The organism is Pseudomonas sp. 18173, from assembly GCF_050432945.1.
In the GTDB taxonomy this organism is placed as follows: Bacteria; Pseudomonadota; Gammaproteobacteria; order Pseudomonadales; family Pseudomonadaceae; genus Aquipseudomonas.
Window position 1 is genome coordinate 238,059 of sequence record NZ_JBKFTN010000006.1, and the last position, 23,451, is coordinate 261,509.

The following is a 23,451-nucleotide window of genomic DNA, read 5'->3' on the forward strand; positions in this document are numbered from 1 at the left end:
TCGCCTCTCACGGTTCTGGATTGCGCGCTGCACAGTTAGAATAGCCGCCACCTTACGCAAGATGCGACCCGCTCATGACCGATCTGACGCTTTATCACAACCCGCGCTGCTCGAAATCCCGCGGTGCGCTCGAACTGCTTGAAGCCCGTGGCCTGACTCCGACCGTGGTCCGTTACCTGGACACTCCGCTGGACGCCGCGCAAATCCAGAGCCTGCTGGGCAAGCTCGGGATCAGCGCCCGGCAATTGCTGCGCACCGGCGAAGACGAGTACAAAACCCTCGACCTGGCCAACAGCAGCCTGAGCGAAGCGCAATTGATTGCCGCCATCGCCGCCCACCCGAAACTGATGGAACGGCCGATTCTCGAAGTCGGTGACAAAGCCATCATCGGCCGCCCGCCGGAGCAGATCCTGGAACTGCTGCCATGAGTGCGCCCTACATTCTGGTTCTGTACTACAGCCGCAGCGGCTCGACCAACGAAATGGCCCGGCAGATTGCCCGTGGCGTCGAACAGGCCGGGCTTGAGGCCCGCCTGCGCACCGTGCCGGCGATTTCCACCGAGTGCGAAGCCGTTTCGCCGGAAATTCCCGACGAAGGTGCACTGTATGCCAGCCTCGACGACCTGAAGAACTGCGCCGGCCTGGCACTCGGCAGCCCGACCCGCTTCGGCAACATGGCAGCACCGCTCAAGTACTTCCTCGACGGCACCAGCAACTTGTGGCTGACCGGTGCCCTGGTGGGCAAACCGGCGGGCGTGTTCACCTCCACGGCGAGCCTGCACGGTGGCCAGGAGACGACCCTGCTGTCGATGATGCTGCCGTTGCTGCACCACGGCATGCTGATCACCGGCCTGCCGTACAGCGAATCGGCCCTGCTGGAAACCCAGGGCGGAGGCACGCCATACGGCGCCAGCCACCACGCCGGTGCCGACGGCAAAAACGGCCTGGATGCCCATGAAGTGGCGCTGTGCCGAGCGTTGGGCATGCGCCTGGCCAAGACTGCACAGAAACTGGAGGGCTGAGGGTGGCCAAGAAGCCGAAAATCCTGCCCACCCTCGAATGGCTCGAGCCACGCGTCAAGGCGATGCGCGTGATCAGCCTGTTGTGTTTTTTCGGTCTGGTGGGACTGCTGTGCGTCTACTACCTGTTTGTAGCCGATCTGCACGGCGCCCGGCCTTGGGTGATTTTGCTGATCGAACTGGTGCCGCTGCTGATCCTGGCGCCGGGGATGATCATCGGCAACCCTCGCGGGCACTCGTGGATGTGCTTTGTGGTGAACCTGTATTTCATCAAGGGCGCACTGGCTGCCTATGACCCGAACCGGCAGATCTTCGGTTTGCTGGAGATGGGCGCGAGCCTGGCAGTGTTCTGCTCGGCGCTGTTGTATGTGCGCTGGCGGTATCAGTTGAATCGCAAGCTGGCTGGCGAGGGCGAGATTTCCGTCGCCTGACAGACCGTTTTCGCGAGCAGGCTCGCTCCCACAGGGCCAGCGTAAATCCTGTGGGAGCGAGCCTGCTCGCGAATGGGGCGACCCGGTCTTAATGATTCACTGTGTAAGCCAGCATCATCGAAATCTGGCTCATCGGCCGTCCGCCACTGTCTTCATGCCACTGGTTGAACACGTCCTGCACCAACGCCAGGTCGCGCAGGCTGCTCGGCACCTTGTCGATGATGCCCTGCGCATTCAATGCCGCCACTACGTCATAACTCGGTACAAAGGTGTCCTTGCCAATCATGCGCAGGAAGCGTGGGGCGGACAGCCCGCCCAACTGATGTCCGCGCTTTTTCAGGAAGGTCCAGAGCCCGACGATATCGGTCACCGGCCAGTCGGCGATCAGCGCGCCGAAGCTGCCCTTTTCCTGGGCCACGTCCAGAATGAACTGGGCATTGCGCGGCACGCTCTTGAGCTTGCCCAGGTGACGGATGATCCGCGTGTCCTGCATCAGGCGCTCAAGGTGCTCGGCACTCATCAGCACGACTTTTTCCGGGTCGAACCCGAAGAACACTTCTTCGAAGGCCGGCCACTTGGCATCCACCAGGCTGTGCTTGAGCCCGGCGCGGAATACCCGTAGCGCCATCATCGAGAGGTAGCGATCATCGCTGATCTTGCGCAGTTGCTCGGGAGTCTCGGGTACGGGCAGATAGGCTTGCAGTTCAGCCGCCGAACCGAAGCGGTTCAAGCAGTATTCGTTCAGCCACTTGTAGTCGCGCATGCCCTCTCCTGAGCTATTAGAGAAACCAATGTGGGAGCGAGCCTGCTCGCGAAGGCGGTGTGCCATTCAACATTGAAGTCGGTTGACACTACGCCTTCGCGAGCAAGCTCGCTCCCACAGGGAATGTGGTTAAAGGTTGACCACGTTGACGAAACGCGATGCCGCGGACTCGTCGATCTTGAGGCTGGTGAAGTCAAACAGGTTGCGGTCCGCCAGCTGCGACGGGATCACGTTCTGCAGGCTGCGGAAAATGCTCTCGGTACGGCCCGGGGTCTTACGCTCCCAGTCCTGCAGCATTTCCTTGACCACCTGACGCTGCAGGTTTTCCTGGGAACCACAGAGGTTGCACGGGATGATCGGGAATTGCTTGAAGTCCGAGTAGGCCTGGATGTCTTTTTCGTTGCAGTAGGCCAGCGGGCGGATCACCACGTTACGGCCATCGTCGGCGCGCAGCTTCGGTGGCATGGCCTTGAGCGAACCGTTGAAGAACATGTTCAGGAAAAACGTTTCGACGATGTCATCGCGATGGTGACCGAGGGCCATCTTGGTCGCGCCGATTTCATCGGCAAAGGTATAGAGCGTGCCGCGACGCAGGCGCGAGCACAGCGAGCACGTGGTCTTGCCTTCCGGAATCAGCTCCTTGACCACCGAGTAAGTGTCTTTCTCGACGATGTGGTACTCGATACCCAGTTCTTTCAGGTAGGCCGGCAGCACGTGCTCCGGAAAGCCCGGCTGCTTCTGGTCCATGTTCACGGCCACGATCTCGAACTTGATCGGCGCGACCTTCTGCAAGTGCATCAGCACATCGAGCATGGTGTAGCTGTCCTTGCCACCGGACAGGCAGACCATGACCTTGTCGCCGTCTTCAATCATGTTGAAATCGGCAACCGCCTCACCGGCCAGTCGGCGAAGGCGCTTTTGCAGTTTGTTCTGGTTGACCGTGAGAGTGCCCATGACGCGAAATCCGTGAGGTGTGACGAAAGGCGGGCATTTTACGCAAAAACACTGCCAGGGCGAAGTGCCCCCTATCCCCCTGTGGGAACGAGCCTGCTCACGAAGTCGGTTTCGTCAGCCAACACCGTATTGTCTGACCTATCGCTTTCGCGAGCAGGCTCGCTCCCACAAAGATCCATTGACAGTCCCAGCGGCGATTAACAGAGATGTTTACAGCGCGATTTGCTCTAAAGCCCCTACTCCTTCTGGGGAAACTCATCCCTATACTGCGACATAAGGTCTCATGAAAATTTCAGACCTGTGACTTGCTTGGCCGCATTGGCCCGTAGGCGCTCCACTGGGGGGCGACGGTAAAAAAGAGGAGTGACTGGCATGATCCATCACGTAGTGGGGCTCTTCACCCACCCTGACCAAGAATGGAAAGAGATCCGTGGCGATCAGGAGGAAAGCATCAGCCACATGTACCTGACCCACACGCTGATCCTGGCGGCAATTCCCGCCGTGTCTGCCTTCATAGGCACCACACAGGTCGGCTGGGTCATCGGCAATCGGGCTCCCGTGATGTTGACCGTAGAAAGCGCGATATGGATGACGGTCATGTCGTACGTGGCGATGCTCGGAGGTGTTGCGGTAATGGGCGCATTCATTCACTGGATGGCCCGCACCTATGACGCCAACCCAAGCCTCGCCCGCTGCATCGCGTTTGCAACCTACACCGCCACACCGTTGTTCATCGGCGGCCTCGCCGCCCTGTACCCGCACTTGTGGCTGGGGATGATCGTCGGCACCGCAGCCATCTGCTACACGGTGTACTTGCTGTATGTGGGCTTACCGACATTCATGAACATTCCATCTGACGAGGGCTTCCTGTTTTCAAGTTCGGTGCTCGCCGTAGGCCTGGTGGTGCTGGTCGCCATCATGGCGTTCACCGTCATTGTCTGGGGACTCGGCGTAGGGCCGGTCTACACCAATTAGCCGCTCATCACTGATAATCAGAAACAACCGAAACAGGCCGCCGCAAGGCGGCCTTTCCATTCTTCAGGAACGAGGCGGCGCACGACCATTCGGCACCTGGGCGATTCGCAAGGCCGCAGGGTTGCGGCATACTCGACCGCTCTGGAGATCCATCAAGCATGCCCGAGCAACTCAATTCCCGCGTCGAAGACTGTTTCCAACTAGCCGAATCCTTTTTCAAACGACCTTTCAAGCGCCCCGTGGTGAGCCTCAAGCTGCGCGGGCAAAAAGCCGGTGTCGCGCATTTGCACGAGAACCTGCTGCGCTTCAACCCGCAGCTGTATCGGGAAAACACCGAAGATTTCCTCAAGCAGACCGTCGCCCATGAAGTCGCCCACCTGATCGCCCATCAGTTGTTCGGCGACCGCATCCAGCCCCATGGCGAAGAGTGGCAATTGATCATGCGCGGCGTGTACGAACTGCCGCCCAACCGCTGCCACACCTATGACATCAAACGCCGCAGCGTGACCCGCTACATCTACAAGTGCCCGTGCGCCGACAGCGACTTCCCGTTCTCGGCCCAGCGTCACAGCCTGGTGCGCCAGGGGCGCAGGTACTTGTGTCGGCGGTGTCGCCATACGCTGGTGTTCAGTGGGGAGATGCGGGTCGAATAGCGGAGTGTGTGGTGGCTGTACTGGCCCCTTCGCGGGCAAGCCCGCTCCCACACAGGATTTATGCGACACCAAAGCCTCCCCTGTGGGAGCGAGCCTGCTCGCGAAGAGGCCGGAGTAGACGCTATAGAATGACCTTGGCGCCCCGCAATTCAGCAATCCGCAGCGCACTGAACCCCAACTCCCCCAACACCTGATCCGTATGCTGCCCCAGCGCCGCGCCGATATGCCGAGGCTCAGGCAACCCGTCTGAAAACTTCAGCGGACACGCCATCTGCGCCTGGCTTGATCCGTCGCCCCGCGGCACTTGCGCCACCAACTCCCGTGCCTGCAGTTGCGGATGATGCAGCGCTTCCCCCAGGCTCAATACTGGCTCGACACAAGCATCCAGCTCCGCGAACAGCGCGCGCAACTCGGCAAAGTCATGCTTTTCGAATTCGAGTTTCAGCGCGTCTTTAAGCTGTTGCCGATGCGCCAGTTGCGGTGACAGGCCGAGACCGGCCAGTTCCTCCAGCCCCAAGGCTGTACACAACTGTTTCATGAATGCCGGCTCCAGGCTACCCACCGACAGCCAGCGCCCATCCCGGGAGCGGTAGTAATCGTAGAAGCTGCCGCCATTGAGCACCTGGTTTTCCGGCCCCGGCTCGACGCCACAGGCCAGATACCCGGCACCCGCCATCGCATGCAGGCTGAACGCACAGTCGGTCATGCTGACATCCAGGTGCTGGCCCTGACCGGTTTGCTGCCGGGCAATGACCGCCGCCAACAAGCCAATCACCCCGTGCAACGAGCCTCCGGCGACATCCGCCACCTGCATGCCCAACGGCAACGGCCCACTGTCGGCCCGCCCGGTGTAACTCGCCAGCCCGGACAAGGCCAGGTAGTTGATGTCATGGCCGGCGCGGTCCTTGTAGGGGCCGGTCTGGCCGTAACCGGTGATCGACACATAAATCAATTTCGGATTGATCGCCTTCAGGGCTTCGTAACCCAGGCCAAGACGCTCCATGACGCCCGGGCGAAACTGCTCGAGCACAATGTCGTAGTCCTGCAGCAACGACTTGATCACCTCCAGCGCCTCAGGTTGCTTGAGGTCCAGGGCGAGGCTGCGCTTGTTGCGATTGAGGTACGCATGGCTGGCTGACACGCCTTGATCGTGGGGCGGCAACACCCGTAGCAGATCCATGCGGGTCGGCGATTCGATGCGCAGCACTTCGGCGCCCATGTCCGCCAGCAACAACGAGGCGAACGGCCCCGGCAACAGTGTCGAAAAATCCAGAACCTTGAGTGATGCCAGTGGACCGGGCATGAACGTTCTCCCTTGACGATGCACCCAGCCTAGGCAGCCGTCGGCTTTGCAGCAATCACCTAATGCGCCACGTGCAGTGACCGTTGCGCTCAAACACCAGGCATGAAAAAACCCGCCGAAGCGGGTTTTTCATAGCGACAAGACTTACTTGGCGTTTGTCGGGGTTGCCCCTTCGACGTGGCCCAAAACATCGTCTTTAGGCTCTTCGGCAATACCGCGACCGCCCGAAGCCAGCTCGGCTTGCAGTACGTCGGTGTCCAGTTCCTTGACCCACTTGGCCACAACGATGGTGGCCACGGCGTTACCGACCAGGTTGGTCAGGGCACGGGCTTCGGACATGAAGCGGTCGATGCCGAGGATCAGCGCCAGGCCGGCAACCGGCAGGTGGCCCACGGCGGACAGGGTAGCCGCCAGTACGATGAAGCCGCTACCGGTCACACCCGCAGCGCCCTTGGACGACAGCAGCAACACCACCAGCAGGGTGATCTGGTGCGTGATGTCCATGTGGCTGTCAGTGGCCTGGGCAATGAATACCGCGGCCATGGTCAGGTAGATGGCGGTACCGTCGAGGTTGAACGAGTAGCCGGTCGGGATCACCAGGCCTACGACCGATTTCTTCGCGCCCAGACGCTCCATCTTGATCAGCATGCGTGGCAGCACCGATTCCGACGACGAAGTACCCAGCACGATCAGCAGTTCTTCACGGATGTAGCGGATCATTTTCAGCACGCTGAAACCGTGCAGGCGGGCAATCGAACCCAGCACGATCAGGATGAACAGCAGGCAGGTGATGTAGAAACACGCCATCAACTGGCCCAGTTGCACCAGCGAGCCGACGCCGTAGGCACCGATGGTGAACGCCATGGCACCGAAGGCACCGATTGGCGCGAGCTTCATGATCATGTTGATGATGTTGAACATCACGTGGGCGAAGCGATCGATGAAGTCCAGCAGCGGCTTGCCGTAGTCACCCAGGCGATGCAGGGCGAAGCCGAAGATCACCGAGAACATCAGCACTTGCAGGATGTCGCCGGTGGCGAAGGCGCCGAAGATGGTGGTCGGGATCACGTTCAGCAGGAAGCCGACAACGCTTTGGTCAGCACCGGCTGCAACATAGGCGGCCACCTTGGAGGCATCAAGGGTGGCGACGTCAATGTGCATGCCATTGCCTGGCTGCACAATGTTGACCACGACCAGACCGACCAGCAGGGCAATGGTCGAAACGATCTCGAAGTACAGCAGCGCATAGCCACCGGTCTTGCCGACCGACTTCATGTTCTGCATGCCGGCGATACCGCTGACAACGGTACAGAAGATGATCGGGGCGATGATCATTTTGATCAGCTTGATGAACCCGTCACCCAACGGCTTCACGGCCACACCGATCTGTGGATAGTAGTGACCGAGTGCGATACCGATGACAATTGCAACGATCACCTGGAAATACAGGGATTTGTACAGTGGCTGACGAGTCGTCATTGCAAAGTTCCTCAAGGGTGCCCGGTGTCAACATCCATCTGTTGCCCGCAACACCGCAATTGCGAACCCTCCTGCACTGGAGGGATTTGTTTTTTCGAGCTGCGCAACGGCAGGCATCTGCACGTTGTATCGCAAGGCCCGTGCCACCTTGCGCAAAATCCCTGCAAGCCTTTTGATATCAGGGGTCGCAGCAATTTCCCTGTCACCGGACGTTTACAATCATGTGGCGGATTTCCGCCCTTCCATTAAAAGACGCCCTGCAATTTGGCGGATATCCGCCCTGTTCACGCCCGCAGTGCGCAGCTACCATCCGTCACTCAACGGTCAGAACTGCTGTCATGCGCGAACGCACCATTGCCAGTCATTTCGCCCGCGCCGCCCTTGGTGGTGCGCGTCGGCACGGCTACGACTATTCGGGCCTGCTACAACAACTGGGGATCAGCCCCGAGTTGCTGGACGAGCCCCGGGCGCGCATCGCTCCAGAGCAATTCACTCAGTTGATTCAGGCCTTGTGGCTGGCACTGGACGACGAGTACCTGGGGTTCGGGCAAGCCCCGAGCAGGCCGGGCAGCTTCGCGATGATGTGCCATGCCGTGATTCACTGCCGCAGCCTGGATAAGGCACTCAATCGTGGCTTATTGTTTTATAGCCTATTCCCCGGGGCTCCGCGTTTGACCCTGAGCCGCGAAGATGAATGGGTGCGCCTGAGCCTCGACGACTCGCAGCTTTGGGACCCGGATCATTTCCTCAGTGAAAGCCTGCTGGTGATCTGGCACCGATTCGGCAGCTGGCTGATCGGCCAGCGCATTCGCCTGGAACAGGCCACGTTCAGTTACCCCCGGCCGGAACACGGCGCCGAGTACGACCTGCTGTTTTCCTGTCCGCTCGAGTTTTCCAGTCCCCAGAGCAGCCTGTTGTTTCACAGCCGCTACCTGACCATGCCGCTGTTGCAGGATGAACGCACCCTCAAGCATTTCCTCGAGCGCTCCCCCGCCGACCTGCTCTCGCGCCCCGATGATGGTGACAGTTTGAGCAGCCGTTTGTGCCGTTTGCTCAGTCGCGACAGTTCACGCTGGCCCGATCTGGAAGCCGTAGCCGCGCACCTGCACATCAGCCCCCAGACCTTGCGCCGGCATTTGCGGGAAGAGGGCACGAGCTTTCAGGAATTGAAGGACCAATTGCGCCGGGACATCGCGATCTACCACCTGGGCCGCGCCGACCTGTCGTTGCAACAGATCGCCGAGCAGCTGGGGTTTTCCGAGCCGTCGGCGTTTCACCGGGCGTTCAAGAAGTGGACCGGGCTGACGCCGGGGGCTTATCGGGCGCAGGAGAGCTGAAGTTCAAGAGCAAATTTATCTGGTGTGTTCACTGGCCCCTTCGCGGGCAAGCCCGCTCCCACAGGGATTCACTGCGTCCACAGCAATTGTGTGCGACCCCGATAATTGTGGGAGCGGGCTTGCTCCGGGCGGCGATCCGACGAAGAGGCCCGAAAGAGCACGACCAAACTCAAGGTCATACCACCGGGAAGTGAATCCGGAATGCCGCCCCGCCCATCGGTGAATCGCCCAGGGTCAGCTTGGCGCTGTAGCTCTCGATGATGTCCTTGACCACCGCCAGGCCAATGCCCTGTCCTGGGTGCTGACGGTCCAGGCGCTCGCCGCGCTCGAGAATCCGTGCGCGCTGGTCCTGCGGTACGCCGGGGCCATCGTCCTCGACACACAACTCGATGCCACCGAGGGTTTCGCGCACGCTGATGCGTATTTCACCCAGGCACAGTCGATAGGCGTTTTCCAGCAGGTTGCCCATCATCTCCAATAGAGCGCCCTGCTCGATCGGTACATAGCACGGGTCAGGCAGGTCAAACGCGACGTGCACGCGCTTGTCGCGATAGACCTTGTCGAGCGTGTCGCACAGGCTTTTCAACACTGGCTGCAAACGCACCTGATGACGTACCAGGCCGCTTTTGCGCAGGCTGGCACGCTGCAACTGGTAGCTGATCTGCTGGCTCATGCGTTCGATCTGGGTTTGCAGCACCCAGGCCTGATCGCGATCCTCCGGACGCTGGGCCATGTCTTCGCTGACGCCTTGCAGCACCGCCAGCGGCGTTTTCAGGCTATGGGCCAGGTCATCGAGGGAATCACGGTAGCGACTGCGCTGCTCACGCTCACTGTGCAGCAACCGGTTGAGAGAACCGGTCAGGCGCAGCAATTCCCGGGGATGTTCCTCACTGAGGCTTTCGCGGGTGCCACCTTCGATCTGGTCCAGCTCCTGGCTCAAGCGCCGCAATGCCTGCAAACCCCAGGTCAGGCCGATCCACAACAACGCCAGCAGCACCAGCAATGCCGCGCCAAAACCCAGATAGAGATTTTCCCGCAGGCCTTCGAGGGTCAGTTCGTACTCGCGAACCGGTTGCAGCGCCACGATACTGAAGGCGGCACTTTTGCCGCCGAGCAACTTGACCTCGACGTCGTAGACGAAGAACTCCTGGCCATTTTCTTCGCGGATCCGCGCAAACTCGTTGCCACGTCCATCGTAGCGCGGCTTGTAATTGATGCGTTCTTCCTGGGTCGCCTTCGAACGCCAGACCAGATGCCCTTCACGGTCATAGATGTAGCCGAGCAATCGGCTGTCAGTGAGATTGAAACGTTCGTCGGGCAGTTGCGCCGGCATCTGCAGGCTGTTGTTCTCCACACGGGCAGCAGAGATCAACGTGGTCACGTCCGATGCCAGACGCTGCTCGATGGAGTCCTGCAGCGCCAGGCTGAAGGCACCCTGCATCGCCGGCAGCAACGCCAGCATGAACAGCACCGCCAACAGCGTGGCGGCGAGCATCAGGCGAATGCGCAGCGAACGGATCAAGTGCAACGCTCATTGAACAGGTAACCCAGGCCGCGCACGGTGTCGATCGGCTTGAATCCGCCCGGCCCTTCCAGTTTGCGGCGCAGACGGCCGACCAGCACCTCGATCACATTCGGATCACGCTCGTCGTCATCCGGATAGAGCTGTTCCATCAAGCGGTCCTTGGGCACCACTTGCTGATGGTGACGCATCAGGTATTCGAGAATGCGGTACTCATACGCAGTCAGCGCAAGTGGCTGTTCGTCGAGGGACGCCTGCTTGCGGTTCAGGTCCAGCAGCAACGGGCCAGCAACGATGGTCGACTGGGTGAAGCCGCTGGAGCGGCGCAGCAAGGCATTCAGGCGGGCCTCCAGCTCTTCGAACTGAAACGGCTTGACCAGGTAATCGTCGGCACCGGCGGCCAGGCCTTCGACCTTGTCCTGCCAGTTGCCGCGCGCGGTGAGGATCAGGATCGGGAAGGTCTTGCCGCTTGAGCGCAATTGCCGGATCAGGTCGAGCCCGCTCATGCCCGGCAGACCGAGGTCGATTACCGCCAGGTCAAAGTTGAACTGCGCAGTCTGGTACTGCGCCTCCTCGGCGTTGGCCACGGACTCGACCACATGGCCGCTTTCCGTCAGGCGGGTTTTCAGGTGATGACGCAGCAGCGCTTCATCTTCGACGACCAGCAGTTTCATAACGCTCTCCCGGGCAAATCAACATCTCCAGAGGCGCAACGTCGCACCTCGATAGCTAACATGGCAATGCCGGATCAGTCACTCGGGCTGATCCGGCGCAGGCCGCTTACGAAACGCTTGTCAGAAAGCGTAGTTGGCGGACAGATAGGTCTGCGCACTGCTGGTCAGGTCCAGCGAACCCTGCTTGCTGCCACCGCGCGTGCTCATCTCGGTACTGGCGTTGCTGCGCAGGTAACGGTAACCCAGTTCAACCGAGGTGTTCTGCGAAACCTGTTGCAGCACACCCGCCTGGCCACCAATGGCATAGCCGATATCGCTGTCGCGGCTGAAGCCTGGCGACTCCTGGGTCATTTTCGTCAGGCCCGCGGTGGCACCACCGAACAGCCTGGTGCTGCCACCCACCGGGTAGAACAGATCGTAGCTGCCCAGGAGGTTTTCCTGACGCAGTTTAATGCCGTTGTGCGAGCCCGACACATTGTCGTAAGTGGCGTAGTACCGGCCCTTGGTATTTTGCTGGCCCAGACGAACACCCCAGGTGGTGTCCTTGCCGATCACGCCATCGGCGTTCGGGTGATTGAGGTTGTCGTTCAGTGCGTGGGATTTTTTGACCTTGTCGCTGGTCTGTCCAATAGTAAGGCTGGCGAAGTTGTCGTCGGACGCGAAGGCTGCAGTGCTTGCGCCCAGTACTGTGAATGCCAGAAGCAGTTTTTTGAATCCAGTCATTGGGAGTGTCCTCATGTGCCGTTTGCTTTTCGGGTACGGAGCAAGGTTACGTACCGCGCCCTGAACTCCCCCTGAACGCACCCTGAACCCGGGCTGAACCGCCCCCTCCCGAATGTTTCGACACGTTTCAACAGGAGTTCCGATCATGCGCATGTTCCTCGCCGTCCTCCTGCTGGCCTTGAGCGGGCTCAGCCAGGCCGCCATCCAGACCCGGGAAGTCCCCTACCAAAGTGCCGATGGCACGAAAATGATTGGCTACTACGCCTACGACGATGCCCTCAAGGGTCCGCGCCCCGGAGTCGTGGTGGTGCATGAGTTCTGGGGCCTGAACGACTACGCCAAGCGTCGCGCCCGGGATCTCGCCGGCCTGGGCTACAGCGCCCTGGCCATCGACATGTACGGTGACGGCAAAAAAACCGAGCACCCCAAAGACGCCATGGCCTTCATGCAAGCCGTGTCAAAAGACAATGCCGTGTCGAGCGCGAGGTTCAAGGCCGGGCTCGACCTGCTCAAGCAACAACCGCAGACCGATCCGAATAAAATCGCCGCCATCGGCTACTGCTTCGGTGGTGGCGTGGTGCTCAATGCCGCAAGACAAGGCGTGCCCTTGGCCGGCGTGGTGAGTTTCCATGGCGCGCTGACAACCAATACGCCGGCAACACCTGGCAGCGTCAAGGCGAAGATCCTTGTGGAACACGGGGCGCTGGACAGCATCGTCACCCAGGAAAACATCACGGCTTTCAAGAGCGAGATGGACAAGGCCGGCGCCGACTACAGATTCGTCATGCTCGACGGCGCCAAGCACAGTTTCACCAACCCGGATGCCGATCGACTGGGCCATGGCGATCATGGCGGGCCGGACATTGGCTACAACAAGGCTGCGGATGAAAAATCCTGGGCGGACATGCAGGCGTTTTTCAAGAAGATCTTCAGCTGAAACTCAACTATTGAAGGAAAGCACAGCTCCCTGTGGCGAGGGAGCTTGCTCTCGCTCGGCTGCGAAGCAGTCGTAAATTCTGCAACCGCGCCCTGTCTGACACAATGCGGTTGCAGGTTTTGGGGTGGCTTCGGCACCCAACGGGGGCAAGCCCCCTCGCCACAAAAACGACCGGCCACTACCCAGCCCCAGGGCAACCCGGCAAAATGCCCGGCATGAACGCCACTCCTGCCCTGCCCGTTTGCTGCACCCCCCTCGATGACCATTGGCCGCTGCCGTTTGTGCTGCCCGATACGGTCCTGGTGAGCACTCGTTTCGATAGCACCCGACTGGCCAGCGATGATTTTCAGCGCAGCGCTGTGGAGGCACCGGCAAACATTCAGCGTTCCGTCGCCAAACGGCAGGCCGAATTTCTCGCCGGGCGAGTGTGTGCCCGGGCGGCGTTACAGCGACTCAACGGTTTGGGCTTGATTCCGGCCATTGGTGAAGACCGGGCACCGGTCTGGCCTGCCCATGTCACTGGCTCGATCACCCATAGCACTGGCCGGGCCGCGGCGATTGTTGCGAACAAAAGCCATTGGCGCGGCCTGGGCATGGATCTGGAAAACCTGCTCAATGCCGATCGGGCCGAACGCCTGGCCGGGGAAATCCTCAATCCGCCGGAGCTACAGCGCATGGCGGCCGGTCCTCACGATCAACGGGCGTTGTTGGTCACCCTGACCTTCTCGGTCAAGGAAAGCCTGTTCAAGGCGCTCTATCCGATCGTCCAGCAACGTTTTTATTTCGAGCACGCCGAAGTGCTGGAGTGGCGTGAATCGGGTGAGGTGCGATTGCGACTGCTCACCGACCTGTCCCGCGAATGGTGCAACGGCACCGAGCTGGATGCGCAGTTCGGGGTCAAGGATGGGCAGTTGTTGAGTCTGGTCAGCATAAAGGCCTGAATTTTTTGGCGCATGGCAGGGCCCCTTCGCGAGCAAGCCCGCTCCCACACTGGACCTGTGGTGTTCACAAAGCCCAATGTGGGAGCGGGCTTGCTCGCGAAAGCGGTTGAACATTCACCGAAAATCTCACCGTTTCTCCTGATTCCTCGGCCAACTCAAGCTGAAACATGCCCCACCCAGGCTTTTGCTCTTGCCGATCAACGCCCGCCCGTCATGCCAATGGATGATCCGTCGCACAATGGACAGGCCTAATCCATGGCCTCCAGAAGCACGGGTGCGGCTGTCGTCCAGACGCAGGAACGGCGTGAAGATTTTCTCCCACGCCGACTCCGGCACTCCCGGCCCGTCATCCTCGATATCCACCCGGCATCGCTGCTGCCCCACCTGATAGCTGATGGTCACCCGTGATTGCGCATGGCGCATGGCATTGCTCACCAGATTCTGGATCGCCCGGTGCAGATAACGCGGTTCGGCCTCGACCCAGGCGTCGTCGTTATCGGCCGCTGACAAGCACAACCCGCGCTGTACCGTGACGTCGGCGCGCAACGGCGCCAGTTCTTCAATCACTTGGTTGACCAAGGCATCCAGGTCGATCCGCTGAAAGTTCAGCGCCGGAGAACCCTGTTCGAGCCGTGCATAGGTCAGCATCTCGTCGACCAGCCGGTCGAGGTCCTCGATGTCGTGGTCCATGCCCTGGCAGTATTTTTCCAGGGCCTGTGGCGTGGTGGCCGAGCCGATCATCTCCAGGCCAAAGCGCAGGCGCGCCACCGGCGTGCGCAATTCGTGGGACACCGCGCGCACCAGTTCGCGCTGGATCGCCAGCAACTGTTGCAAGTGTTCGGCCATGCCGTTGAAGGCCGAGGCCAGCCGCCCCACCGAATCCGCACCGCGCGCCGGCACGCGGGTTTCCAGGCTGCCCTTGGCGATGCGCGTGGCCGCGGCCTCCAGGCCACGCAAGCGGCGCTCGAGCTGACGCACCAACAGATAGACGATCAGGCCGATCAGCGTCAGGCCCAGCGCGGCGATCAGCACCAGCCATTCCGGGGGATAGGGATTCATCTGGTACAACGGGCCGATTTCCAGGACCCACGGCGTGCCGACCATGCCGGCAAACACCCGGATCGAATCGCCCCCCTTGCCCAGCGCCATCACCGTGTCACCCTCGGACACCCGGCGGCTCTGGTCTTCGTCCATGTCCGCCGCGTCAACCGTGACCAGGCGCAGGTCGAAGCCGAAGCCCTTGCTTTCCTTCAATTGCGCCAGGCGCAAGGGCTGGTCGGCTACCGGAGTGCGCACCAGTTCATCGGTCAACAGGTAGATGGTTGCCCGGGCCAGCTGTTCGCTGATCTGCTGCACTTCCCCGGTGAGCATCAACTGCTCCTTGTCGCTGACCAGCTTGTACACCTTCGCCGCGTGCGGCCCGGTCTGCTCCACCAAGGCCTGGCCGCGCAACACACGAGTGCGCTGGGTCAGGTCGAGATCCGTCTCGGTAAAGGTTTTCAGCGCCAGCGGAATGCCCAGCAGCCGCTCCCAAACCAGCAAGGCCCGGTGACGCTCGGTCTGGTTCATCGGTTGCAGGTTGTCGGCCATCAGTGAAAACGTGCCGTGGGCCAGGCGCTCGCGGTATTGCTCGCTGCGCACCTGATTGAGCAGGTGCAACGCCAGCACGCCGAGCACCGCCACCAGTATCAGCGCGGCACACATGCCGCCGTAAATGCGCAGGAAGATCGAGTTCACAGGGTCTGGTCTACGCAAGCCTCGGGAACGAACAGATAGCCTTTGCTGCGTACTGTCTTGATCAGCCGCGGGTGCTCGGGATCATCGCCGATCTTCGGGCGGATGCGCGAGATGCGCACATCGATGGAGCGGTCCTGACCGTCATAGCCGATGCCCCGCAGTGCGGTAAAGATCTCTTCCCGGGAGAGGATGCGCCCGGCATTGGCCACCAAAAGCCAGAGCAGGTCGAATTCGGCGCTGGTCAGCTCGATGCCGTTGCCCTGCAGCCAGGCTTCACGCAAGGCGTTGTCGACGATCAGCGGGCCGAACTGCAGGCGCCGCTGTTTTTCCGGGGTGATTTCGGGCGTTTCACTGCGACGCAGCAAGGCCTGGATGCGCGCCAGCAGCAGGCGCGGGCGTACCGGCTTGCACACGTAGTCGTCAGCCCCCAGGTCCAGGCCGAGAATCTGGTCGGTGTCATCGGTGCGGGCGGTGAGCATCAGGATCGGCCCGTCATACCGGGCGCGGACCTTGCGGCAAATGCTCAGGCCATCTTCACCGGGGAGCATCAGGTCGAGGATCACCAGGTCCGGTTGTTCCTTGATGATGCGGTTCGCAGCGAGCGCACCATCGCCTTCGATCGATACACGCAGGCCATTGGCTTCCAGGTAATCGCGGGTCAGTTCGGCCAGTCGCTGGTCGTCCTCCACAATCAATACCTGCCAGGCTTCTTGCTCCACGGGTGACCTCTGCTTGCCAAAAACACTAATAAGGAAGGATCCGCCCGTCTTTTTGTAATGATTCGGGGGGATAAATATGTATACACGCTGGGCCGATTGTATAAACGCCGCCCGTCGAGAACACAAGCGGGTAAATGCGTTCGGACAACAGGGTTTTTTGTGATAGGGTTCGCGCCCTTAAAAATCCGACCGGCCGTTTTCAATCGTAGAAAATCGCTGAAAAAAGGTCCGGTCCAGCAGTGTCGCGGCCTACACGCCGATTCCCTCTTTCACACACAATTTACGCACAGGTTTATCCACAGGTAGTACGTTGCAATCCCCCCCTAAAACGCATTATCTTGTAGCCCGGTGCTAAAAAAACCCTAGATATAGGGTTTTGCGCAAAAAACCAAACACAAACCAGACACCAATTTCAAGCGCTTTTATTGCCTCTGTCCGGTTGAACCAAACGTATTTTCGAAAGACCAAACCGCGCGTGCGGATGGCTACCGTGTTTCGGCCACGAGTGGTGAAAACGGTACGGGTGTTGCAGTCCCGAGACTGTCACCTGCAAAGGACCCCGGTTTCAGGCCCCAGGCGTGAAACCAAAGACTTCGGCATGGAAGCGGCGCCCGATAAAGCCCCCTTCCTACTGTCCCGAAGTTGTTATGCCCGGCGCTCGCCGGTTGTAGTGCTTCAGGACGGAACGGTGGGCACCGTGATGGTGCCCAAACAAACATAGAGAATGTGGAGACACTCCCCCATGCAAACCGACACAACTCGCGAGAACCCGCAGGGCACCTTGCCGCAGGCCGCTGATTCGAATTCGGATCTGTCTGCCACCGCGCCTGGCCAACTGCGCGTGATCAAGCGTAACGGCACTGTCGTTGCCTACACCGATGACAAAATCACCGTCGCCATCACCAAAGCGTTTCTCGCAGTTGAGGGCGGCACCGCTGCCGCCTCGTCGCGAATCCACGACACCGTGGCCCGCCTGACCGAACAGGTCACCGCGACCTTCAAGCGTCGCATGCCATCGGGTGGCACCATCCACATCGAAGAAATCCAGGACCAGGTCGAACTGGCCCTGATGCGTGCCGGCGAGCAGAAAGTCGCTCGTGACTACGTGATCTACCGTGACTCCCGCGCCAAGGAGCGCGCTTCGCACGCTCCGGCCGAAGAAGCGGTCAACGCTCACCCGTCGATCCGCATCACTCGCGCCGACGGCAGCCTTGCTCCACTGGACATGGGCCGCCTGAACACCATCGTCACCGAAGCCTGCGAAGGCCTGGAAGAAGTCGACGGCGACCTGATCCAGCGCGAAACCCTGAAGAACCTGTACGACGGCGTGGCCCTGAACGACGTCAACACCGCCCTGGTGATGACTGCCCGTACCCTGGTTGAGCGCGAGCCGAACTACTCGTTCGTGACCGCCCGCCTGCTGATGGACACCCTGCGTGCCGAAGGCCTGGGCTTCCTCGGTGTGGCCGAAAGCGCCACTCACCACGAAATGGCCGACCTGTATGCGAAGGCGCTGCCGGCCTACATCGCCAAAGGTATCGAGTTCGAACTGCTGAACCCTGTGCTGGCCTCCTTCGACCTGGAAAAACTGGGCAAGGCGATCAACCACGAGCGCGACCAGCAATTCACCTACCTGGGCCTGCAAACCCTGTACGACCGTTACTTCATCCACAAGGATGGCGTGCGCTTCGAACTGCCGCAGATCTTCTTCATGCGCGTGGCCATGGGCCTGGCGATCGAAGAGAAGCAAAAAGAAGACCGTGCGATCGAGTTCTACAACCTGCTGTCGTCCTTCGACTACATGGCTTCGACGCCGACCCTGTTCAACGCCGGTACCCTGCGTCCACAGCTGTCGAGCTGCTACCTGACCACCGTGCCGGATGACCTGTCGGGCATCTACCACGCGATCCACGACAACGCCATGCTGTCGAAATTCGCCGGTGGCCTGGGCAACGACTGGACGCCGGTTCGTGCGCTGGGTTCCTACATCAAGGGCACCAACGGCAAATCCCAGGGCGTCGTGCCGTTCCTGAAAGTCGTCAACGACACCGCCGTTGCCGTTAACCAGGGTGGCAAGCGCAAAGGCGCTGTCTGTGCCTACCTGGAAACCTGGCACATGGACATCGAAGAGTTCATCGAGCTGCGCAAGAACACTGGTGATGACCGTCGTCGTACCCACGACATGAACACCGCCAACTGGATCCCTGACCTGTTCATGAAGCGCGTCTTCGATGACGGCAAGTGGACCCTGTTCTCGCCGTCCGAAGTACCGGACCTGCACGACCTGACCGGCAAGGCCTTCGAAGAGCGCTACGAGTACTACGAAGCCCTGACCGAGTACCCGGGCAAGGTCAAGCTGTTCAAGACCATCCAGGCCAAAGACCTGTGGCGCAAGATGCTGTCCATGCTGTTCGAAACCGGCCACCCATGGCTGACTTTCAAAGACCCGTGCAACCTGCGCAGCCCGCAGCAGCACGTCGGCGTGGTCCACAGCTCGAACCTGTGCACCGAGATCACCTTGAACACCAACAAGGACGAGATCGCCGTTTGCAACCTGGGCTCGATCAACCTGCCGAACCACATCGTCGACGGCAAGCTGGACACCGCCAAGCTGCAACGCACCGTGAACACCGCCGTGCGCATGCTCGACAACGTGATCGACATCAACTACTACTCGGTGCCGCAAGCGAAGAACTCCAACTTCAAGCACCGTCCGGTCGGCCTGGGCATCATGGGCTTCCAGGATGCGCTGTACCTGCAGCACATTCCTTACGGCTCCGACGCTGCCGTCGAGTTCGCCGACAAGTCGATGGAAGCGGTCAGCTACTACGCGATTCAGGCTTCCTGCGACCTGGCCGACGAGCGTGGCGCTTACGACACGTTCCAGGGTTCGCTGTGGTCCAAAGGCATCCTGCCGCTGGATTCGCAACAGATCCTGATCGAGCAGCGTGGCCAGAAGTACATCGATGTCGACCTCAACGAAACCCTGGACTGGGCACCGGTTCGCGCCCGTGTACAGAAAGGCATTCGTAACTCCAACATCATGGCCATCGCACCGACCGCGACCATCGCCAACATCACCGGCGTGTCGCAGTCGATCGAACCGACCTACCAGAACCTGTATGTGAAATCGAACCTGTCGGGCGAATTCACCGTGATCAACCCGTACCTGGTTCGCGACCTGAAGGCTCGCGATCTGTGGGACTCGGTCATGATCAACGACCTGAAGTACTACGACGGTTCGGTGCAGCAGATCGAGCGCATCCCGCAAGAACTCAAAGAGCTCTACGCGACTGCATTCGAAGTGGACACCAAGTGGATCGTCGACGCCGCCAGCCGTCGTCAGAAGTGGATCGACCAGGCTCAGTCGCTGAACCTGTACATCGCTGGCGCTTCGGGCAAGAAGCTGGACGTGACCTACCGCATGGCCTGGTACCGTGGCCTGAAGACCACTTACTACCTCCGTGCCCTGGCTGCGACCAGCACCGAGAAGTCGACCATCAACACCGGCAAGCTGAACGCTGTTTCCAGCGGCGGCAACCACGGTGACGACTCGGTCCTGGCAGCACCAGCCGGCCCTGCTCCAGTGCCGAAGGCTTGCGCCATCGACGAACCGGATTGCGAAGCTTGCCAATAAGCTGAGCCGGTAACACAAAAACCCCCGACAGGCCTTCGGCTTGTCGGGGGTTTTCTTTTGCCCGTCTGCAGGAGCGAGCTCGCTCGCGATGGACGCTAACGATAACGCGTGCTGACTGGTTAAACGTGGCGCTCTCTAGTCCATCGCGAGCGAGCTCGCTCCTGCAGACGGGCAAAAGAAAACCCCCGACAAGCCGAAGGCCTGTCGGGGGTTTTTGTGTTACCGGCTCAGCTTATTGGCAAGCTTCGCAATCCGGTTCGTCGATGGCGCAAGCCTTCGGCACTGGAGCAGGGCCGGCTGGTGCTGCCAGGACCGAGTCGTCACCGTGGTTGCCGCCGCTGNCGGGCCGGGTTTTGCCTGAATAAACACGTTCAACTGTAGGAGCGAGCTCGCTCGCGATGGTCGTCAACGATAACGTTGGATGCCTGATACCCCGCGCTGATTTCAGGTTCTTCGCGAGCAGGCTCGCTCCTGCAGGTTGTTGCCGGCCAAAAAAAAGCCCCTCTCTCGAGGGGCTTTTTATGCAGCGCAATCCAGCATCAAGTCATCTGAATGATGGTCTGCATGATGGTGCTCTGGGTGGAGATGGTCTTGGCGTTCGCCTGATAGTTGCTCTGCGCCTTGATCAGGTCGACCAGTTCGTTGGTCAGGTTGACGTTGGACTCTTCCAGGGAGTTGGAAACGATCGAACCCAGGGTGCCGGTTTCCGGTGCATCGTAGCCCGGGATGCCCGATGCGTAGGTTTCTTTCCAGCTGGTGCCGCCTACCGGCTGCAAGCCTTGCTCGTTGGTGAAGCTGGCCAGGGAAATCTGGCCGATCGGCTTGGTCTGGTTGTTGCTGAAGTTGGCCAGCAACACACCGCTGCCGTCGATGGTCAGGTTGGTGATCTGGCCGGTGGCGTAACCGTTCTGCGAAGGAATCGAACGCGCGGTATCGGCGTTGAACTGGGAGGTGTTGGCCATGGAAATGGTCATGCCGGCCGGGTCGGCGGAAGCACCGTTGGCTGTCCACACGCCATTGGTCACGCTGCCCGGCGTCCAGTTGGTGATCTTCAGGTCGCTGCTGATCACCGAGGTCGGTGGCGTGGTTGGCGGCGTCACCGGCGTGCTGACCGAGACCAGTTTACCGGAAGAGTCGAACTTCATGGTCGAAGGGATCGGTGCGATCACCTTGGGATCGGTGCCATCAGGATTGCGACCATCGATCAGGGTGTAGGTATCCCAGGTGTTCGGTCCGGTCTTGACCATGTATTGATCCATGGGGTGCTGGTTACCCTGCGTATCGAAAACCGGGGTACTGAACGACTTGGTGAAGGTCTCGGTCTTGGACGGATCGAACTTGTTGGCGGCCACTGTCTGGTCGATGACCGGCGACGTGGAGTCCAGGTTGATGGTCGACGAAACAAGGTTGGTGGATTTCGGCGCCAGGTTGGAGGTATCGATCCGCAGGTCGGTCAGCACGCCGTTGACGATCTTGCCGTTGGAGTCGACACCGTAACCTTGCAGGCGGGCAGTGCCGTCGCTGTTGGTGACGTAGCCGTCCTTGTCGGTCTTGAACGTACCGGCGCGGGTGTAGGTCAGCGAGCCGTTGTTGCTCAGGACAAAAAAGCCGTTGCCCTGGATACCCATGTCGAGCACGTTGCCGGTGTTGCTCACGTCACCCTGGCCGAACTGCTGGGAAACGTTGGCCAGGCGCACGCCGTTGCCGACGGTCTTGCTGCCGGTGCCCAGGCGGGTCGCCGAGTACACGTCTTCGAATTCTGCGCGGGACGATTTGAAACCGGTGGTCGCAACGTTGGCGATGTTGTTGCCGGTCACGTCCAGTTGTTTGTTGGCTGCATAGAGACCGCTAAGGCCGATATTGAAAGACATCATCCACTCCTTTGTGCCGTGTTAGTCGGCTCTACATACCAATGGTTTGTACTTTGGACAGGGCAACGCTGCCCAGCCCGGCGAGGTTGAGCATCAACTCACCGCCGGTCTGGCTGATGGTCACGCTGTTGACGGTTGCAGGCAGGTTGGTGATCAACGCGACGGACTTGCCATCGATCGTGGTCGTGGCGCCGAAGCTGTAGGTGCCCGCAGGTACCGTCTCACCCGCATCGTTCTTGCCGTCCCAGATGAAGCTGGCGTTGCCGGCCTTCTGCGAACCGAGGTCGATGGTGCGCACGGTCTTGCCACTGGAATCGGTGATCTTCAGGGTGGCAGACGCCACCGAAGACGGAACCACCACCGTGCCGCTGAGGCTCTTGGTGGTATCGACCACAGCCTTGTCGCCCGGCGCGATGACCGAGCGGCCGACCAGCGACGACGCCTGCAGTGCCTGGGACGAGTTGTAGTTGCTGGCCAGGCCGCTCACGGTGTCGTTGAGCGTGGTAATGCCTTCAAGGCTACTGAACTGCGCCAACTGGGCCACGAACGCGCCGTTGTCCTGGGGCTCCAGCGGGTTCTGGTTTTTCAGCTGGGTCACCAGCAACTGCAGGAACGCATCCTTGCCCAGGGCCTTGTTGCCCGTGGCGCTGCCGGCTGCCGACGCGAGGCCGTCAGTCGTGGTGTTGGTCTTGACCGAGGAGTTGGCCAGGATGTCGTTGAGGCTCAAACCACTGGTGGAATCGGTAACACTCATCTGAGTCGCCCCTTATCACTGACCGAGGGTCAGGACCTTCTGCATCATGGTTTTGGCGGTGTTCATCATTTCGGCGTTGGTCTGGAACGAACGGCTCGCGGAAATCATGTCGGCCATTTCTTCAACCACATTGACGTTCGGGTAGTAGACGTAACCCTTGGCATCGGCCGCCGGATGGTTCGGCTCGTAGCGTGCCTCGAGATTGCTCTGGTCTTCGACCACACCCAGCACCTGCACGCCCTGCCCGGCGGCATCCTGGCTCTGGAACAGCGAGTCGCTGCCACCGCTCTGGCCGCCCTGGAACATGGTGGCGAACACCGGGTGACGCGCGCGGTAGGTCTGGTCGATGCTCGACGAGACGGTCTCGGCGTTGGCGATGTTCGAAGCGACGGTGTTCAAACGCGTGGTCTGCGCACTCATGCCGCTACCGGCAATGTTGAAAACACTGGATAGAGACATGGCTTACTCTCCGCGCAAGGCTGATACCAGCCCTTTGAATTTGCTGTTGAGCAGGGTGAAGCTGGCCTGGAAGCCGATCGCGTTTTCCGCGTAGTTCGACTGTTCCAGTTGAGCATCCACGGTGTTCTGGTCGATCGACGGTTGCATCGGCGTGCGATACAGCAACGACTCGTCGCCATTGCCCAGGCCTTCAGCTTCGATATGACGGCTGTTGGTCATGTTCAAGGCAAAGGTGCCGCTCTTGGTTTTCTCGTTCTGCTCGGCGAGCACTTTCGAGAAGTCCAGGTCCCGAGCCTTGTAGTTCGGGGTATCGGCGTTGGCGATGTTGTTGGCCAGGACTTCGGCACGCTGGGCGCGGAAGCCCAGGGCTTGTTCATGGATACCGAGCGCTTTATCGAAGCTGATGCTCATGTCGGGAAACCTTCGGGTGACCTGATTTTTCGTAGGATCAACTTAGCAAGCCCCATGCCAATTCAAAAAAGCCCGAAAACCGGGGCTTTGCCGGCTACGGCAACGCGGCAATGCCAGAAAAGCGGCAACGGTTTTCCGCCGCCTGCCGCTTTT

General features: G+C 60.4%; 22 protein-coding genes. 9 read left to right on the top strand and 13 right to left on the bottom strand.

Features of this window, described 5'->3' with window-relative positions:
• The first annotated feature begins 74 nt into the window (after positions 1 to 74).
• The 3 genes from arsC to ACLD1X_RS09620 are packed head-to-tail and all read left to right on the top strand — an operon-like array spanning position 75 to position 1,449.
• Positions 75 to 428 (top strand): arsenate reductase (glutaredoxin), encoded by a 354-nt coding sequence (arsC, locus tag ACLD1X_RS09610; RefSeq protein WP_057396389.1) that lies wholly within the window; start codon positions 75 to 77, stop codon positions 426 to 428.
• Positions 425 to 1,021, top strand: a complete 597-nt coding sequence (gene wrbA / locus ACLD1X_RS09615) for an NAD(P)H:quinone oxidoreductase (protein ID WP_429367092.1) — start codon at positions 425 to 427, stop codon at positions 1,019 to 1,021. The genes arsC and wrbA overlap by 4 nt, the downstream gene beginning before the upstream one ends.
• A gap of 2 nt (positions 1,022 to 1,023) precedes the next feature.
• Positions 1,024 to 1,449, top strand: coding sequence for a DUF2069 domain-containing protein (locus tag ACLD1X_RS09620; protein WP_429367093.1), 426 nt, complete (start codon positions 1,024 to 1,026; stop codon positions 1,447 to 1,449).
• Between the two features lie 88 nt (positions 1,450 to 1,537).
• Here the strand turns inward: ACLD1X_RS09620 and ACLD1X_RS09625 are convergent, their stop codons facing one another.
• Together ACLD1X_RS09625 and ttcA are read right to left on the bottom strand one after the other, a co-directional pair.
• On the bottom strand, positions 1,538 to 2,212 hold the full coding sequence (locus ACLD1X_RS09625) for a DNA-3-methyladenine glycosylase I (protein WP_429367094.1): 675 nt from the start codon (positions 2,210 to 2,212) through the stop codon (positions 1,538 to 1,540).
• A 129-nt stretch (positions 2,213 to 2,341) separates the two neighbouring features.
• Positions 2,342 to 3,166: a tRNA 2-thiocytidine(32) synthetase TtcA gene (gene ttcA / locus ACLD1X_RS09630; protein WP_008016509.1), complete on the bottom strand. Its 825-nt coding sequence runs from the start codon at positions 3,164 to 3,166 to the stop codon at positions 2,342 to 2,344.
• Positions 3,167 to 3,538: 372 nt separating this feature from the next.
• On the opposite strand from ttcA, the gene ACLD1X_RS09635 reads away from it, so the two are divergent.
• Positions 3,539 to 4,141 carry a Yip1 family protein gene (locus ACLD1X_RS09635; RefSeq protein ID WP_429367095.1) on the top strand — a complete coding sequence of 201 codons (603 nt, stop codon included), beginning with the start codon at positions 3,539 to 3,541 and terminating at the stop codon, positions 4,139 to 4,141.
• A 158-nt stretch (positions 4,142 to 4,299) separates the two neighbouring features.
• A complete protein-coding gene (locus tag ACLD1X_RS09640) occupies positions 4,300 to 4,794 on the top strand; it encodes a SprT family zinc-dependent metalloprotease (RefSeq protein ID WP_429367096.1) in 495 nt (164 codons plus the stop codon).
• A 121-nt stretch (positions 4,795 to 4,915) separates the two neighbouring features.
• On the opposite strand, the gene ACLD1X_RS09645 is transcribed toward ACLD1X_RS09640, so the two are convergent.
• Both ACLD1X_RS09645 and ACLD1X_RS09650 read right to left on the bottom strand, forming a co-directional pair.
• Positions 4,916 to 6,097: a CaiB/BaiF CoA transferase family protein gene (locus ACLD1X_RS09645; RefSeq protein WP_429367097.1), complete on the bottom strand. Its 1,182-nt coding sequence runs from the start codon at positions 6,095 to 6,097 to the stop codon at positions 4,916 to 4,918.
• A gap of 144 nt (positions 6,098 to 6,241) precedes the next feature.
• Positions 6,242 to 7,576, bottom strand: a complete 1,335-nt coding sequence (locus tag ACLD1X_RS09650) for a dicarboxylate/amino acid:cation symporter (protein ID WP_429367098.1) — start codon at positions 7,574 to 7,576, stop codon at positions 6,242 to 6,244.
• Positions 7,577 to 7,914: 338 nt separating this feature from the next.
• Between ACLD1X_RS09650 and ACLD1X_RS09655 the strand changes: the two genes are divergently transcribed.
• Entirely contained in the window at positions 7,915 to 8,913 is a 999-nt protein-coding gene (locus ACLD1X_RS09655; protein WP_429367099.1) for an AraC family transcriptional regulator, read from the top strand.
• A gap of 175 nt (positions 8,914 to 9,088) precedes the next feature.
• On the opposite strand, the gene ACLD1X_RS09660 is transcribed toward ACLD1X_RS09655, so the two are convergent.
• The 3 genes from ACLD1X_RS09660 to ACLD1X_RS09670 all read right to left on the bottom strand — a co-directional run bounded on the left by ACLD1X_RS09660 (position 9,089) and on the right by ACLD1X_RS09670 (position 11,832).
• Positions 9,089 to 10,435 (bottom strand): ATP-binding protein, encoded by a 1,347-nt coding sequence (locus ACLD1X_RS09660; RefSeq protein WP_429367100.1) that lies wholly within the window; start codon positions 10,433 to 10,435, stop codon positions 9,089 to 9,091.
• Entirely contained in the window at positions 10,432 to 11,109 is a 678-nt protein-coding gene (locus tag ACLD1X_RS09665) for a response regulator (protein ID WP_429367101.1), read from the bottom strand. Before ACLD1X_RS09665 ends, ACLD1X_RS09660 begins: the two co-directional genes overlap by 4 nt.
• Before the next feature lie 120 nt (positions 11,110 to 11,229).
• Complete coding sequence (locus tag ACLD1X_RS09670) at positions 11,230 to 11,832, bottom strand: hypothetical protein (protein WP_429367102.1); 603 nt, start codon at positions 11,830 to 11,832, stop codon at positions 11,230 to 11,232.
• Positions 11,833 to 11,977: 145 nt separating this feature from the next.
• Between ACLD1X_RS09670 and ACLD1X_RS09675 the strand changes: the two genes are divergently transcribed.
• Positions 11,978 to 12,769 (top strand): dienelactone hydrolase family protein, encoded by a 792-nt coding sequence (locus ACLD1X_RS09675; protein WP_429367103.1) that lies wholly within the window; start codon positions 11,978 to 11,980, stop codon positions 12,767 to 12,769.
• A gap of 215 nt (positions 12,770 to 12,984) precedes the next feature.
• Entirely contained in the window at positions 12,985 to 13,710 is a 726-nt protein-coding gene (locus ACLD1X_RS09680; protein WP_429367104.1) for a 4'-phosphopantetheinyl transferase family protein, read from the top strand.
• Positions 13,711 to 13,836: 126 nt separating this feature from the next.
• Here the strand turns inward: ACLD1X_RS09680 and ACLD1X_RS09685 are convergent, their stop codons facing one another.
• Both ACLD1X_RS09685 and ACLD1X_RS09690 read right to left on the bottom strand, forming a co-directional pair.
• Complete coding sequence (locus ACLD1X_RS09685; RefSeq protein WP_429367105.1) at positions 13,837 to 15,447, bottom strand: ATP-binding protein; 1,611 nt, start codon at positions 15,445 to 15,447, stop codon at positions 13,837 to 13,839.
• Positions 15,444 to 16,166, bottom strand: coding sequence for a response regulator (locus tag ACLD1X_RS09690; RefSeq protein WP_429367106.1), 723 nt, complete (start codon positions 16,164 to 16,166; stop codon positions 15,444 to 15,446). The genes ACLD1X_RS09685 and ACLD1X_RS09690 overlap by 4 nt, the downstream gene beginning before the upstream one ends.
• Before the next feature lie 742 nt (positions 16,167 to 16,908).
• Here ACLD1X_RS09690 and ACLD1X_RS09695 point away from each other — a divergent pair.
• Complete coding sequence (locus tag ACLD1X_RS09695; protein WP_429367107.1) at positions 16,909 to 19,803, top strand: ribonucleoside-diphosphate reductase subunit alpha; 2,895 nt, start codon at positions 16,909 to 16,911, stop codon at positions 19,801 to 19,803.
• A gap of 539 nt (positions 19,804 to 20,342) precedes the next feature.
• Here ACLD1X_RS09695 and flgE read toward each other — a convergent pair.
• The 4 genes from flgE to flgB are packed head-to-tail and all read right to left on the bottom strand — an operon-like array spanning position 20,343 to position 23,298.
• Entirely contained in the window at positions 20,343 to 21,674 is a 1,332-nt protein-coding gene (flgE, locus tag ACLD1X_RS09700) for a flagellar hook protein FlgE (RefSeq protein ID WP_429367108.1), read from the bottom strand.
• Positions 21,675 to 21,705: 31 nt separating this feature from the next.
• Positions 21,706 to 22,428, bottom strand: a complete 723-nt coding sequence (flgD, locus tag ACLD1X_RS09705; protein ID WP_429367109.1) for a flagellar hook assembly protein FlgD — start codon at positions 22,426 to 22,428, stop codon at positions 21,706 to 21,708.
• Between the two features lie 15 nt (positions 22,429 to 22,443).
• Entirely contained in the window at positions 22,444 to 22,887 is a 444-nt protein-coding gene (gene flgC / locus ACLD1X_RS09710) for a flagellar basal body rod protein FlgC (RefSeq protein ID WP_007980123.1), read from the bottom strand.
• A 3-nt stretch (positions 22,888 to 22,890) separates the two neighbouring features.
• A complete protein-coding gene (gene flgB, locus ACLD1X_RS09715; protein WP_008051530.1) occupies positions 22,891 to 23,298 on the bottom strand; it encodes a flagellar basal body rod protein FlgB in 408 nt (135 codons plus the stop codon).
• Positions 23,299 to 23,451 lie beyond the last annotated feature (153 nt).

What these genes read in the sequence shown, in the direction of transcription:
- arsC (WP_057396389.1), top strand. Translation starts at nt 75, where the DNA reads ATGACCGATCTGACGCTTTATCACAACCCGCGCTGCTCGAAATCCCGC.
- wrbA (WP_429367092.1), top strand. Translation starts at nt 425, where the DNA reads ATGAGTGCGCCCTACATTCTGGTTCTGTACTACAGCCGCAGCGGCTCG.
- ACLD1X_RS09625 (WP_429367094.1), bottom strand. Translation starts at nt 2,212, where the DNA reads ATGCGCGACTACAAGTGGCTGAACGAATACTGCTTGAACCGCTTCGGT.
- ttcA (WP_008016509.1), bottom strand. Translation starts at nt 3,166, where the DNA reads ATGGGCACTCTCACGGTCAACCAGAACAAACTGCAAAAGCGCCTTCGC.
- ACLD1X_RS09635 (WP_429367095.1), top strand. Translation starts at nt 3,539, where the DNA reads ATGATCCATCACGTAGTGGGGCTCTTCACCCACCCTGACCAAGAATGG.
- ACLD1X_RS09640 (WP_429367096.1), top strand. Translation starts at nt 4,300, where the DNA reads ATGCCCGAGCAACTCAATTCCCGCGTCGAAGACTGTTTCCAACTAGCC.
- ACLD1X_RS09645 (WP_429367097.1), bottom strand. Translation starts at nt 6,097, where the DNA reads ATGCCCGGTCCACTGGCATCACTCAAGGTTCTGGATTTTTCGACACTG.
- ACLD1X_RS09650 (WP_429367098.1), bottom strand. Translation starts at nt 7,576, where the DNA reads ATGACGACTCGTCAGCCACTGTACAAATCCCTGTATTTCCAGGTGATC.
- ACLD1X_RS09655 (WP_429367099.1), top strand. Translation starts at nt 7,915, where the DNA reads ATGCGCGAACGCACCATTGCCAGTCATTTCGCCCGCGCCGCCCTTGGT.
- ACLD1X_RS09665 (WP_429367101.1), bottom strand. Translation starts at nt 11,109, where the DNA reads ATGAAACTGCTGGTCGTCGAAGATGAAGCGCTGCTGCGTCATCACCTG.
- ACLD1X_RS09670 (WP_429367102.1), bottom strand. Translation starts at nt 11,832, where the DNA reads ATGACTGGATTCAAAAAACTGCTTCTGGCATTCACAGTACTGGGCGCA.
- ACLD1X_RS09675 (WP_429367103.1), top strand. Translation starts at nt 11,978, where the DNA reads ATGCGCATGTTCCTCGCCGTCCTCCTGCTGGCCTTGAGCGGGCTCAGC.
- ACLD1X_RS09680 (WP_429367104.1), top strand. Translation starts at nt 12,985, where the DNA reads ATGAACGCCACTCCTGCCCTGCCCGTTTGCTGCACCCCCCTCGATGAC.
- ACLD1X_RS09695 (WP_429367107.1), top strand. Translation starts at nt 16,909, where the DNA reads ATGCAAACCGACACAACTCGCGAGAACCCGCAGGGCACCTTGCCGCAG.
- flgE (WP_429367108.1), bottom strand. Translation starts at nt 21,674, where the DNA reads ATGTCTTTCAATATCGGCCTTAGCGGTCTCTATGCAGCCAACAAACAA.
- flgD (WP_429367109.1), bottom strand. Translation starts at nt 22,428, where the DNA reads ATGAGTGTTACCGATTCCACCAGTGGTTTGAGCCTCAACGACATCCTG.
- flgC (WP_007980123.1), bottom strand. Translation starts at nt 22,887, where the DNA reads ATGTCTCTATCCAGTGTTTTCAACATTGCCGGTAGCGGCATGAGTGCG.
- flgB (WP_008051530.1), bottom strand. Translation starts at nt 23,298, where the DNA reads ATGAGCATCAGCTTCGATAAAGCGCTCGGTATCCATGAACAAGCCCTG.